Genomic DNA, 13,684 nt, shown 5'->3' on the forward strand with positions numbered 1-13,684 from the left:
CTATTTGTGGGTCAATAAGATCGGGCAACAGAACAGGGGCCAATTTCCATTGGCCCCTGTTGTTTAGAGAGGATTGTTAATTTTTTATCTTCTCTATCGTGCGAGAAATTTATAGGAGGAGTTTACAGTGAAAAGGTTTGAAATCGTGAACAAACGGCAGCTGAACGATACCATCAACTGGTATACGATCTATGCGCCACTGGTAGCGAGACATGCGAAGCCGGGACAGTTCATCATCCTCAGAGTCGATGAGTACGGTGAACGGATTCCTATTACGATGGCGGGTCATGACGCTGAGAAGGGAACTGTTGATATCATCGTTCAGTCAGTAGGCAGAACATCGATTCTGCTGTCTCAGCTGAACGTGGGCGACTGCCTGGCAGATCTGGTCGGGCCTCTGGGTCAGCCTTCTCACATGGAGGGTCTGAAGAAGGTTGCGATCGTCGGCGGCGGCGTCGGCAATGCGCTGGCATATCCTCTGGCAATCGGCATGCACAAGGCCGGTATTCACGTTGATATGATCTGCGGATTCAAGACGAAGGACATCGTCATTCTGGAAGATGAGTTCCGTGCCGGTGTGGACCGGGTCTTCATGATGACAGACGACGGTACATACGGTGAGAAGGGCTTCACCACAGATAAGCTGAAGGCACTGTTGGATTCCGGTGAGAAGTACGATGAAATCGTTGCGGTCGGACCGGCCATCATGATGAAGTTCGTCTGCGGAATTGCGCAGGATTACGGCATTCCTTCCGTGGCTTCCCTGGCCACCTATATGATCGACGGTACCGGTATGTGCGGAGGCTGCCGGGCCATCATCGGCGGTGAACCGAAGTTCGTCTGCGTTGACGGACCGGACTTCGACGGTTCCCTGATCGACTGGGATCTTCTGATCAAGAGAGGCAAGACATTTGCCGAACAGGAAGCCCACGATAGAGAACACATCTGCAAACTGACGGGAGGAGTGAGAAGCAATGCCTAACATGAGAAATGATAAGAATCCGATGCCGGAGCAGGAGCCGGATGTTCGGAACAAGAACTTCGAAGAAGTTGCCCTCGGATATACAGAAGAGATCGCACTGGACGAAGCGGCGAGATGCCTGAACTGCAAGAACAAGCCGTGTGTCAGCGGATGCCCGGTCAACGTACGGATTCCGGAATTCATCGCGAAGGTTGTAGAGAAGGATTATGAAGGCGCTTACGAGGTCATCACCTCCACCAACTCTCTGCCGGCAGTCTGCGGCCGTGTATGCCCGCAGGAGAACCAGTGTGAGAGCAAGTGCGTCCGTGGAATCAAGGGCATGCCGGTGGGTATCGGCCGTCTGGAGCGGTTCGTTGCTGACACACATAACGCCACCCACGGAGATGAGAAGATCGAGAAGCCGGCTTCCAACGGCCACAAGGTTGCTGTGATCGGTGCGGGCCCTGCGGGTCTGACCGCTGCCGGAGACCTGGTGAACAAGGGATACGAAGTAACTGTATTCGAAGCGCTGCACAAGGTGGGCGGCGTACTGGTTTACGGTATTCCGCAGTTCCGTCTCCCGAAGGAAATCGTTGCGATTGAAGTGGAGAAGCTGGAGAAGAAGGGCGTCAAGTTCGTCACTGATGCCATCGTCGGAAAGGCGATCACAATCGACGAACTGATGGACGAGGAAGGCTTCGAGGCCGTGTTCGTCGGCACAGGCGCAGGTCTGCCGATGTTCATGAATATCCCGGGCGAATCCCTGGTAGGCGTTGTTTCGGCGAACGAGTATCTGACCAGAATCAACCTGATGAAGGCATACAGAGACGACTATGATACACCGATCTCCCGTCCGAAGAAGGTGGCCATCGTCGGCGCAGGCAACGTGGCGATGGACGCTTCCCGCTGTGCGAAGAGAATGGGTGCGGACGTCACGCTGATCTACCGTCGTTCCGAGAAGGAAGTTCCGGCGAGAGCAGAGGAATTCGAACATGCGAAGGCAGAGGGCATTAAGTTCCACTTCCTGACGAACCCGGTGGAGATCGTCGGTGATGAGAACGGTAATGTTACCGGTGTGAAGTGCATCAAGATGGAACTGGGCGAACCGGATGCTTCCGGCAGAAGACGCCCGATTCCAATCGAGGGTTCCGAATTCATCGAAGATGTGGATTACGTCATCATGTCCCTGGGTACGCGGGTTAACAGCCTGATCAGAGATACGACACCGGGCATCGAGCCGACGAAGAAGGGCGGCATCGATGTCAACGACGAAACCGGCATGACCAGCCGTCCGGGCGTGTTCGCCGGCGGAGATGCGGTAACCGGTGCGGCTACGGTCATCAAGGCCATGGGCGCAGGCAAGGTTGCTGCGGCAGGTATCGACGAATACATCCAGAACAAGGCGAAATAGGATTTCCATCCACTGAGAAAGGCGGGCTGCGGAGCAGCCCGCCTGCTTTTTTTGTGTGCCGTTCATGAAAGTCATGCCCGGATTGACAGCAGGATGTGGGAAAGATACAATTATTCTGAGAACATTATTTTCTGCCGGAATGAGGTGCGATATGGACGAAAACAGGGAAATCAGAACAGAAATCGCAGAAATGCTGGAGACGGAACTGCGGGACCCGGATTTTCTGGAAGAAGCGGATCTGGACGAGGAGCGGATTGAACGGCTGCTCTCCTCCGACGCCCTGCGGCAGATTGCAGGAGAACTGGCAGAGCAGGAGGAACGGTCCCAGGAAGCCTACTGCGGCACCCCGGAGCAGGGCCGCTTTCTGATGGAGGAAGTGGCGGAAACCGCCCGGAAATACCTGGATTGTCTGGAGGACGAGCCGGAGGAAGGATGGCTGACCTACTGCTACAATCACATTCTGGCCAGGCTGTTTCCGGAAACCGCCGAGCTTCCGGATGAGGAGGAGTACGAGACCGGCCGGGCTCTGCTGATGCAGGTGCTGCGGGCGGCGCTGGAGTTCGAACGGAAGACACTGCCGTTCGATCCCCGGAAGGATCTGTGGCTTCTGAACCGGCAGGAAGTGCTGGCGGGAAACTGGAACCGGGAGTATCTGGAGATGCTGGATCTCTTCCGGGAGGAATACATCCTGGAATTCATGCGGATCGGTTGTGAGATCACCCCTTTCAACACCATCGGCCACATCGGCGGAGTGCATTACGTGGCCATGTACATGGCCTACCAGCTGGCGGAAGTGGGTGTCCCGGTGGATCTGGCGGTCATTTCCGGCGCGGCTGCGCTCCATGATATCGGGAAGTACGGCTGCAAGAAGAACGAAGGGAAGCGGGTTCCGTATCTGCACTATTATTACACTGACCTGTACTGCGCCAGAGTGCATCTTCCGGCCATCGGTCATATCGCCGTGAATCATTCTGTCTGGGATCTGGAACTGGAGAACCTGTCGGTGGAGTCCCTGCTGCTGATCTATGCGGATTTCCGGGTGAAGAGCAGCCGGAAGGAGGACGGGACGGAAGAAGTCCATTTCTATACACTGAAGGAGTCCTTCGATGTCATTCTGAATAAGCTGGATAATGTGGACGATGCGAAACGGCAGCGCTATCAGAAGGTCTATGCGAAACTGAAGGACTTCGAAGATTACATGCGGGAATTCGGGGTGGAGACGGCGCTGCCGGAGCAATTCGGAAAGTGTCCGAGGAAGCCGGCGGAACCGCCGCAGCCGACGAAGCGGGAGCAGGTTCTGCTGGAGGGGGAGGACATTGTCAGCCAGCTGAAATACGAGGCCATCAGTCACAACATCCGCCTCATGAGTATCTTCAGCAAGGACAGCGACTTCGGCAATCTGATTGAAGCGGCCAGAAGCGAGCGGCAGTGGAAGAATGTCCGCACCTATATCAACATTTTCGATGAATATTCCACTTATATGACGGAGCGGCAGAAGACGATGACGCTGAAATTCCTGTTCGAGCTTCTGTCCCACCGGGAAGCGGACATCCGGCTTCAGGCGGCGGATCTCATGGGAAGAATCATCTCGGATTTCAATGAGAATTATGAGAAAGAACTGCCGGAGGGAGTTCATCTCCGGAAGAAAGCAGTGACGAACCTTTCCCTTTTCCGGGACTACCTGAAGCAGATTGCGGAGCCGGGGCTCCGTTACACAGAGCAGCACAAGAAATGGATCGGCTACTGCATGGGACATTTTGTCCGCTCCGCGCTGAAGGGTTCGGATGAAGAGGAGCGCCGGGCCTATCTGGAAACCCTGGCAGAGTACTACCGGGAAGAAGCTGAGCCTGCCGCCATGACGGCGGAGGAGCGCACCGAACATGAACTGATTCTGCTGAAAACGCTGATGGATGTCCGGACGGAGACCGACGAGACCTTCCGGCAGGAGGTGATTCCGTTCATCCGGCGGGCGCAGCAGGCGGAAATCAAGGAGCTGCTGGTGGGTGCGATCCGCACCGCCCGGAAATATCTTCCGGATTACGATGAAGAAGAGTACTACCGGGATCTTCGCGTTGTCATGGGGCTGCCGGCGGACGACCAGAATTTCCAGGACAGTGAAGGGGCACTGTTCCTGGAGGACCTGAAGATGGGCACCAGCTGGATCATCAAGGTGGCGAACATCGAACTGATGCTCCGGAATCTCCGGGATGACAAGGACCTGGGCAGCATGATGCATCTGGGCATGCATCTGACCAATCTGCTGAAGGTCAGTGAAACGGTGTCGGTGAGAAATACGGCGGGCCGGGCGCTGATCCGGATCTGCCGGGAGATGACCTACTCCCAGCGGAACGAGCTGGCGGTGGAACTTTTCAACGGCCTGGAAACCGGGGATCCGATTGTGTCAAAATATGTGCCGGAGTTCCTGGGACGGCTGACGCTGATGCTCCGGCCCAGCGAGCTGGATGAGATGATTATCACGCTGGAACAGCATATTCTCGGGGCCAACATTCAGGTGGCGGCGTCCATGGTGAATACCATCGGCGTCATGCTGCGGAATTTCCATTACTTTGCCTCCCAGTTCCCCGGGGAGGAGAATGCGAAGCGGCAGCTTCGGATGCTCTATATTATGATCAAGGCCTGCTCCCACTATAACCGGGAGCTGAGCCGGGATGCGTTCGTGGATGTGGGGGCGCTGTTTGCGGAGTCCCGGGTTCCCATGGAGCAGAAGGATTTCCTGTTCGTGCACTGCTGCAAGAAGATCCGGGTCATGCTGAATGAGAATGTGGAGGGGGATCTGGATTTTTATAGTAACGCCGCCGTGCTGAACCACATCTACCGGTACATCGGCCTGCATCAGTTCGAGACCGGGAGTTTCGCCTTTCCGAAGCGGCGGAAGGCCTGTTTCTACCCGGGAACGTTCGACCCGTTCAGCCTCGGGCACAAGGCAGTGGCCGCCCGGATCCGGGATATGGGATTCGACGTTTATCTGGCCCTGGATGAATTCTCCTGGTCCAAGCACACCCAGCCCCGGCTCATGCGCCGGAAGATCATGAATATGTCGGTGGCAAACGAAGAGAACATGTACCCGTTCCCGGATGATATTTCCATCAATATTGCGAATCCGGAGGATGTGAAATACCTGAAGAAGGTGTTCGAGGGGAAGGACCTGTACATTGCGGTGGGCTCCGACGTGGTGGAGAATGCGTCGGCGTACAAGGCACCGCCGATGCCGGATTCTATTCATACGGTGAACCACATCATCTTCGCCAGGGAATCCAGCGAAAATGAGGGGGAGGATCCGGAGCAGAAGACCTACGGCATCAAGGCGGATGTGATCCACCTGAAGCTGGACAAGTTCTACGAGGACATCAGTTCCACCCGGATCCGGGAGAACATTGACCTGAACCGGGACATTTCGAATCTGATCGATGCGGTGGCCCAGAATTTCATCTACGACAACGACATGTACCTCCGGGAGCCGACGTACAAGCATGTGCTGGAGGCCCGGGAAATCGGCATCGGTGCCTTCAAGCCCCGGGGGGCGGAGAGCCTCTGGCCCCTGTACAGTCAGCTGACCGGGGCGGGGTATGACACCAATGCGGTGGACCGGTATGTGGAGCAGGATCACGTCTGGACCCAGTACATCGACAATGCGGGGAAGGACAAAAAAATGATCGCCTTCTCGGCCGTTCACCCGGTGGGAACCCGGGATCTGCTGAAAGAAGTGAAGGACCCGGCAGTGGCGGCCCACATTCGTCTGAGTGCGAAGGGAAGTGTGGCGTCCATCGGATTCTTCTATGCGGACAGGCACGGAGAAATCGAGAATGTGAGTCAGATTGCCATCACGGAGATGCTGACGGAACTCATCGCCCGGGACTATGCCTATGCGATCTACAACCCGGTGGATGAGGCGGGATATAACGAGCCGGTGCTCCGGGCCCTGAAGAAACAGGGATTCGTGAACATTGCGCCGGAGGAGGCGGACCGTCCGCTGCTGGCGGTGGACATGAAGTCGCCGGTGATCATCTTCCGGGATGTGGAGACCATTATCAAGAACCCGTTCAACAAGGATCCCCGGGTTCTGCGGGCTTTGAAAGATGCCCACGATCACCTGCTGAAGGTGATGAATCAGATCTATCCGGGGAACCTGATCCTGTCCTTCAACATGAGTGCGGTGCATAACAAGATCATCCGCAAGGTGGCGGAACTGAACGGCGTCTCCACCATCGATGATAAGCGGAAGCGGCGGGGGCCGTACATGTCCGTGCCGTTCGGGAAGGCCCTGAGCGACGTGCTGGTGCCGAACACAGTGACCAAGGCGCTGCACATTGAAAAATATTTCAACCGTTCCGTGAAAGGGTTCAAAATCGCAGAGGCCCACAACTATTCCTCTGTGATGAATCAGGTCCGGACAATCAAGTCCTTCAACCGTCCGGTGATCCTGATCGATGACCTGCTGCACAAGGGGCACCGCATGCGCATGCTGACCCCTTATCTGAAGAAGGCAGGGGTGGAGATCAAGGTGGTGCTCTCCGGCGTCATGACCGGCCGGGCCATGGACCTGATGGCGGACCAGAGTCTGAACGTGGAAAGCGCTTACTTCCTGCCGACGATCCGCATGTGGCTCAACGAGCGGGACTGCTACCCGTTCGTGGGCGGCGACAGCATCGACAGCCGGAAGGGTTACGGCGGCTGTGAACGCAGTTCCTCGGTCAATCTGATCATGCCGTACGTGAAACCGGAGTTCATCGGGAAGGGGGACCCGGACGCGGAATATCAGTATTCCCTCACCTGCCTCCGGAATGCGAAGCATATTATGGAGACGCTGCAGGAGGTCTACCAGGATACCTATTCGAAGCGTCTGACCTTGAAGAGGCTGGGTGAAGTGATCACCACGCCGCGGATTCCGGACATGGATGTGGCAGTGAAATTCGACGAAAATGTGGAGCCGTCCCGGTTCATTGAAAATGATATCGAGCGGCTGATCCGGCTGAAGTGGGGCGATTAGCCCGGGAGTGAGACTATGCAGGAAGAAGAATATCAATGGATTCCGGTGGAAGACGGGCGGCGGGTCAGCAGTCTGCCGGCAGAGATCGGACTCCGTCGGCGGATCGCCCTGACCCGGGATCCGCTGCCGGGGGACCGGGTCAGGGTGAACATCGCAGCGCTGGGGGACGTGGGCAGGACGTTGCTCACGGGCCTCAGGCTTCTGGGCGGAGATGTCATCGATTCCATGGGCATCTGCGATCTGAACCGGAATAACCTGGAGCGGCTGGAAATGGAGATCAACCAGATCCGCTATCCCTTCCCGGGGGAGAAGGGAGAAGCCGGGGCGCTGCCGCCGGTGGATATTGTCGACGAAGAAGATGTGTTCGACTGTGACGTTTTCCTGTTCTGTGCTTCGAAAGGGGTGCCGGAAGTGGGGGCGTCCGGGGATGTGCGCATGGCGCAGCTGGCGGCGAACCGGGGGATCATATCCCATTACGGCCAATTGGCAAAAAAAGCCGGTTACACCGGTCTCGCCTGCATCATCTCGGACCCGGTGGATCCCCTGGCGGCGGCCTTCCGCCGCACCTCCGGCCTCATGCCGGACCAGATCCGGGGGTACGGACTGGGGGTCATGAACGCCAGAGCCTGTTACTATGCGGAGAGGGACCCCCGTTTCGCTTCCTACCTGACGGAGGGGAGAGCCTTCGGCCCCCATGGCCGGGATCTGGTCATTGCCAACAGCATTACCGCTTACGACGACCGGCTGTCCCGGGAACTGACCGACCTGGCTGCCGGCGCCAACCTCCGGGTCCGGGAACTGGGATATAAGCCGTATATCGCCCCCGCCTTCTCTTCGGCGGCGCTGTCCATTCTGCTGACGCTGCGGGGGGAATGGCATTACAGTTCCATCTGGCTGGGAGACAGGGACCGGGGCGCATACTTCGGCATGAAAAACCGGCTGACCCCGGAGGGGACCGAGTTCGAGGACCCGGAACTGAGCCCGCTGCTGTATGCCCGGCTGGCCGGAGCGTACCGGGGGCTGTGTGCACTGGACAAAGAATAACCGGAAGCCGTTCGATCATGCGGCGGACGAAGGAGATGAGGAATCATGATCACTGTGATCAAGGCTGACTGCGGCGCCGGCCGGGGCGGGCGCCTGCTCCGGATTCTGGACCGTGCCCTGGAGGGGGCAGCGTTTGAAGAGGCGGATGCGGCGGATTTCTGCGGCGTGCGGAACGGACGGGTGCTGTTCTGTGTGGCCCTTTCCGCCGGCGGACCGGGGGAAGGATACCGCCGGATTATGGAGCACCTGGTTCTGCACCCGGACTGTATGGAGGGCAGCTGCGGCGGGATTCTGGTGGACGGACCCGGAGAACTGTTCACGAAACAGGTGGGCCGGGAACTGGCTTTTTTCGCCAATCAGGCGGGCATGGATCTGCCGGGGAAGCCCATGGTAGAAGCCACCGGATCTCTGTATAATTTCCGGACCCAGGCGAAGCTGCAGGGTGTGGATGTGGAGGAGGCCTACTGTCTGAGTGCGGCCCGGCTGGTCCGGAGGCTGGAGCAGTTCCGGCTCCCCGGTCCGGCAGGCGGCGGGAAGCCCCGGATCCTGGCCATCCATGCCAGCAGCCGGAAAACCTCCAACACCCTTCTCCTCTGGCAGATGATCCGGGAACGGATCGGCAGCCGGGGGGAACTGGAGGAAATCTCCCTGCGGAACGGCACGGTGGTGGACTGCCGGGGATGCAGTTTCCAGGCCTGTCTCCACTTCGGAGAGCAGGCGGACTGCTTCTACGGCGGGGTCATGGTGGAGAAAGTGTATCCCGCCATTCTCCGGGCGGATGAGATCATGCTGATCTGTCCGAATTACAATGATGCGGTGAGTGCGAATATCAACGCCTTCTTCAACCGGCTGACAGCGCTGTTCCGGAAGAATTTCGAGGATTTCAGCCGGAAGCGGGTCTACGGTCTGGTGGTCTCCGGCTACAGCGGCGGAGACATTGTTGCAGAACAGATTCTGGACGCCATGTGCCTGAACAAGAATTTTCCGGTACCGGGCCACGGCATCCTGACGGAGACGGCTAATGACCCCCGCAGTATTCTGAAGTGTCCCGGCATTGACGGCCGGGCGGACAGGATGGCGGCCCGCATGCTAAAATGACGGGCATTACTGCCCGTCACTGTAATTCATGATTTTTCGGAGGAATCCGCCCCTTGCCTTTTTCTTCGGCGGCCGGCTGCCTCCTGAAGTGCTTCCCGGTTCCTTCATGATCGAATCATAATGAAGGATGGATGCGGTGATGCCCTCCGGCTCTGCATACAGAACGGCGCAGGATCCGTCGGAACTGCCGTCCCGGGGCCGGGTAAGGCTTCCCGGATTCACCATCAGAATGCCCTCGGCGGAAGTCTCCTGAACCGGCACATGGGTGTGGCCGAAGCAGGCGCAGCGGCAGTCCAGGCTCAGCGCCAGCTGGTTCAGTTCTTCCAGGCCGTAATCCACATGTTCGCCGTGGCCGTGGGTCACCAGAATGTTCCCGGCCGGCGTCGGGACGGTGAGAAATTCTGCCCGGAAGCCGCCGTCGCAGTTGCCCGGGATGCCGTAAACCGGGATGTCCAGGATCCGGGCCAGTTCTTCCGCATCCCGTTTATAATCACCGCAGTGAATCAGCGCATCGATGGAATCCTGGGCGGAAATCTTCTCGTAAACGTCCCGGACCTTTTCTGTCTTTCCGTGGGTGTCGCTGACAACCAGTAATTTCATGACGCATCTCTCCTTTTTTTCGTATTGGTTCCGTCCCGGCTGCCCCGGCACCGGGATTATTTCGTGAACTGGATCGCCGGTCCATGGTACATATCCAGGGCTTCGAAGGAGTATCCTTTCTTCGTATAATGCTTTAGCAGTTTCTTCACAACCGGCACCGTCTTCGTTTTCATATCAGAATCGTGGATCAGCACGATGGGTGTCCGGACGGCGTTGATGGATTTCATGCCGTAACGGGCCATGGTATCTGTGGAATAGGCGATGCCCACCGCGTCGTTGGTGGCTGCGTTCCAGTCCATGCAGATATATCCCTTCTTGCGGAGAATCCGCTGGATCGTCTTTGCATTTTTCCGGGAGACGATGGCATTGTTGCTGCCCCCCGGCATCCGGTTGAAGCGGGGTTTCTGGCCGGTAATCCCGGTCAGCTGCTTTTCAATCCGGTCGAAGTCCCGGAAGAATGCCGAGGTGTTCTTGTAGATCTGGTTGTAATTATGGGTGTAGGTGTGGATGGCCACCGTGTGTCCTTCCCGGAATTCCCGGCGGACGATTTCCGGGTGAGCGGACACTTCCGTTCCCACCAGGAAGAAGGTGGCTTTCGCATCGTATTTCTTCAGCAGGTTCAGGAGCCGCGGCGTATTCCGGGCGCCCGGGCCGTCGTCAAACGTGAGGTAGATCACCTTTTTCGCCGGCTTCCGGCGGACGAAAACCGTCAGATTCTGCTTTTCTCCGCTGTCGGTGCGCCAGGTCAGAGTGGTCTTTCCGGCTTTTCGGGCGGAAACCACGTTGCCCTTTGTCACTTGCGCTGTGGACGGATCCTTCGTGTCCCAGGAAATTTCCGGAAGCGCCTTTCCGGAATCCAGCTTCCGGGGTTTCAGCGTCTGTTTCTCTCCGGTATACAGCATGATCCGCCGGGGAAGAGCGATGCGGCTGTAGGATTTCTTCGGTTTCCGGGCCATGGTGCCGGCATGAAAGCCTGCTCTCTGGGTGTACAGGATGACCCCCAGCAGCACCAGTGCAGCAGCTGCCAGCAGGATCACCAGCGTTCGGGAAACGGCGAAACCGGATTTCCGTCCGGGATTGAAATGGTTGCGAGACATGGGTTCTGCTCCTTTTTTCTGTTACATCTATATGAACGAGAAGTTCTTGAATGTTCCGTGCGCCTTTCCGGCGCAATGTCTCAATTCTAATTTCATTACGGAGTCTTGTCAACGATGGATGGAGAATGAACGAAGAATGTGCTAAAATACTGGGTACATATGAAGGGAATGAGAGAGGGAAGATATGAAAGAGCGATTTAAGAACGAGGCGTTTCGCAGCGGATTAAGGTATTTTCTGATCGGTGCGGCGATTATCTGCTTTTATTTTTTCTGCAAGAACATCGGTGTTTTCCGGGGCGCCGTGGACGAGCTGATGCGCATTCTCAGGCCTTTCATCATCGGCGGCATCATGGCTTACCTGCTGTGTCCGGTCTATAACGGCACCGTACGGTTCTTCTATGTCCGGCTGCACCGCAGGCTCCGGGGCAAGCGGGCCATGACCTGGGCCAGGATTCTGGGTACGGTGATCTCCATGGCTGTACTGATCGGCCTGATCGTTGCATTTCTGGCGCTGCTCATTCCCCAGATTTTCAACAGTATTGTGGGACTGGTGGAAGTGATGCCGGGGAAGGTCAGCGAATTTTCGGTCTGGGTGAAGCACATGCTGGTGGAGAGCGGGCACCGGGATCTGGCGGATTCTGTGGACGGATTCATCAACCGGAGCACCAGCTACGGGATATCCAAACTGGAGAATGTCTTCCTGCCCGGTGTGGGAAGTCTGATTTCCAAGCTGTCCGTGGGGATCATCAACACGCTGAAGGTCATGCTGGATATGCTGATCGGCCTGATCGTCTGTGTCTATGTTCTGAACGGGAAAGAAATCCTGAAGGCGAAATCCCGCCGGCTGATTCTGGTCTCCTGCGGACGGAAGCGGTATAACGGCGTGATGGACTTCTGGAACTTCGTCAACCGCACTTTCGGCGGCTTCATCAACGGGAAGATCATCGATTCCATCATCATCGGCATCATCTGCTATGTGGGCATGCTGCTGCTGAAACTGCCGTTCCCGGTGCTGGTCAGCACAATCGTGGGAATGACCAATGTCATTCCGTTCTTCGGTCCGTTCATCGGGGCGATTCCGTCCTCCATCATCATATGCATCCAGGATCCGATCAAGGCAGGTATCTTCCTGATCTGGGTCTTCGTACTGCAGCAGTTCGACGGAAATATTCTGGGGCCGGCCATTCTGGGCGGAACCACCGGACTGGCCAGCTTCTGGGTCATGTTCGCTATCATTGTGGGCGGCGGTGTGTTCGGCGTGCCGGGTATGATTCTGGGCGTGCCTACCGTTGCGGTGATTGCATACTACTGGGACCGGTATCTGTCCCATTCGCTGAAGCGGGAAGGATATCCGTCGGAGATCACCGATTATCTGGAATTCAACAGTTACGGGGCGGATCCCCGGGATGTGGTGGATCCGAACTATCATAAGCCGAACTGGGGCATGGTGGATCTGGACAGCGTGATGCGGCGTCACCGCTGGAAGGCTGCGAAGGGAAATTATGTATGGAAGCGCCCGGGGAAGAAGAAACAGCAGCCGGAGCAGAAGAACACGAAGAGCACAGAGGATACAGAGGAAAAATAATATGGAAAGACTGACAGATGTCAATATGGGAATATACACGTCCTTCCGCACCGGGGGAAATGCGGACTGCATGCTGATCCCGGACACACCGGAAGAACTGGCGGAGGCACTGCGGGAGATCCGGCGATCCGGGTCCCCCTTCGTCATGCTGGGAAACGGCAGCAATACCCTGTTCCGGGAAGGAGGGTTTCACGGCACGGTCCTGAAGCTGGGGCCTTCCTTCGGGGAAATCCGCCGGGAAGGGAATGAACTGGTGATCGGCGCGGCAGCTCTCATGTCCCAGGCGGCGAATGCCGCACTGGAAGCGGGGCTCGCCGGATTCGAGAATCTGTCCGGTATTCCGGGCAGTCTGGGGGGTGCCGTATTCATGGATGCCGGCGCATACGGATCCGAGATGAAGGATGTGACGGTCTCTGCGGATGTGGTGACGGCGGACGGGGACGCTCTCCGCACTGTCCCGGTGGAAGAGATGGATCTTTCCTACCGGCACAGTATTTTCGAAGAAACCGGGGACATTGTCACCTCCGTCCGCATCCGGCTGACACCGGACGACCCGGAGAAGATCCGCAGGAGAATAAAGGAGATGCTGGAGAAGCGCAGCAGCAAGCAGCCGCTTCAGTATCCCAGCGCCGGCAGTTTCTTCAAACGGCCGGCGGGTCATTTCGCAGGGAAGCTGATTCAGGACGCGGGACTGAGAGGTGCCCGGGTGGGCGGCGCCCAGGTGTCCGAGAAGCACTGCGGCTTTGTCATCAACCGGGGCGGAGCGACGCCTCGGGATATTATCGATCTGATGCATCTGGTTCAGAATACGGTCTTCGATCAGACCGGCATCCTGCTGGAACCGGAAGTGCGCATCATCGGCGGACCGGAGGAATAGCCC

General features: G+C 57.4%; 9 protein-coding genes. 7 read left to right on the forward strand and 2 right to left on the reverse strand.

The annotated features are described in order from the left end of the window. The first annotated feature begins 127 nt into the window (after positions 1–127). The 5 genes from BLQ24_RS01025 (at position 128) to BLQ24_RS01045 (ending at position 9,522) form a co-directional block, all read left to right on the forward strand. A complete protein-coding gene (locus BLQ24_RS01025; RefSeq protein ID WP_090161764.1) occupies positions 128–982 on the forward strand; it encodes a sulfide/dihydroorotate dehydrogenase-like FAD/NAD-binding protein in 855 nt (284 codons plus the stop codon). Further along, on the forward strand, positions 975–2,372 hold the full coding sequence (gltA, locus tag BLQ24_RS01030; RefSeq protein WP_090161766.1) for an NADPH-dependent glutamate synthase: 1,398 nt from the start codon (positions 975–977) through the stop codon (positions 2,370–2,372). The genes BLQ24_RS01025 and gltA overlap by 8 nt, the downstream gene beginning before the upstream one ends. A 151-nt stretch (positions 2,373–2,523) precedes the next feature. Then, entirely contained in the window at positions 2,524–7,380 is a 4,857-nt protein-coding gene (locus BLQ24_RS01035) for a nucleotidyl transferase family protein (protein ID WP_207644934.1), read from the forward strand. Positions 7,381–7,395: 15 nt separating this feature from the next. Then, a complete protein-coding gene (locus BLQ24_RS01040) occupies positions 7,396–8,424 on the forward strand; it encodes a Rossmann-fold NAD(P)-binding domain-containing protein (protein ID WP_090161767.1) in 1,029 nt (342 codons plus the stop codon). Positions 8,425–8,469: 45 nt separating this feature from the next. Next, positions 8,470–9,522 (forward strand): flavodoxin family protein, encoded by a 1,053-nt coding sequence (locus BLQ24_RS01045; RefSeq protein WP_090161769.1) that lies wholly within the window; start codon positions 8,470–8,472, stop codon positions 9,520–9,522. 6 nt (positions 9,523–9,528) lie between these two features. Here the strand turns inward: BLQ24_RS01045 and BLQ24_RS01050 are convergent, their stop codons facing one another. After that, the gene (locus tag BLQ24_RS01050) at positions 9,529–10,122 is read right to left on the reverse strand and encodes a metallophosphoesterase family protein (RefSeq protein WP_090161771.1); all 594 of its coding nucleotides are present in this window, start codon (positions 10,120–10,122) and stop codon (positions 9,529–9,531) included. Between the two features lie 56 nt (positions 10,123–10,178). Next, complete coding sequence (locus BLQ24_RS01055; protein ID WP_090161772.1) at positions 10,179–11,219, reverse strand: polysaccharide deacetylase family protein; 1,041 nt, start codon at positions 11,217–11,219, stop codon at positions 10,179–10,181. A gap of 184 nt (positions 11,220–11,403) precedes the next feature. Between BLQ24_RS01055 and BLQ24_RS01060 the strand changes: the two genes are divergently transcribed. Together BLQ24_RS01060 and murB are read left to right on the forward strand one after the other, a co-directional pair. Further along, positions 11,404–12,804: an AI-2E family transporter gene (locus tag BLQ24_RS01060; RefSeq protein ID WP_090161774.1), complete on the forward strand. Its 1,401-nt coding sequence runs from the start codon at positions 11,404–11,406 to the stop codon at positions 12,802–12,804. Between the two features lies 1 nt (position 12,805). Further along, the gene (murB, locus tag BLQ24_RS01065; RefSeq protein ID WP_242869542.1) at positions 12,806–13,681 is read left to right on the forward strand and encodes a UDP-N-acetylmuramate dehydrogenase; all 876 of its coding nucleotides are present in this window, start codon (positions 12,806–12,808) and stop codon (positions 13,679–13,681) included. Positions 13,682–13,684 lie beyond the last annotated feature (3 nt).

Origin of the sequence: Eubacterium pyruvativorans, from assembly GCF_900102225.1 — a bacterium.
In the GTDB taxonomy this organism is placed as follows: domain Bacteria; phylum Bacillota; class Clostridia; order Peptostreptococcales; family Anaerovoracaceae; genus Aminicella; species Aminicella pyruvativorans.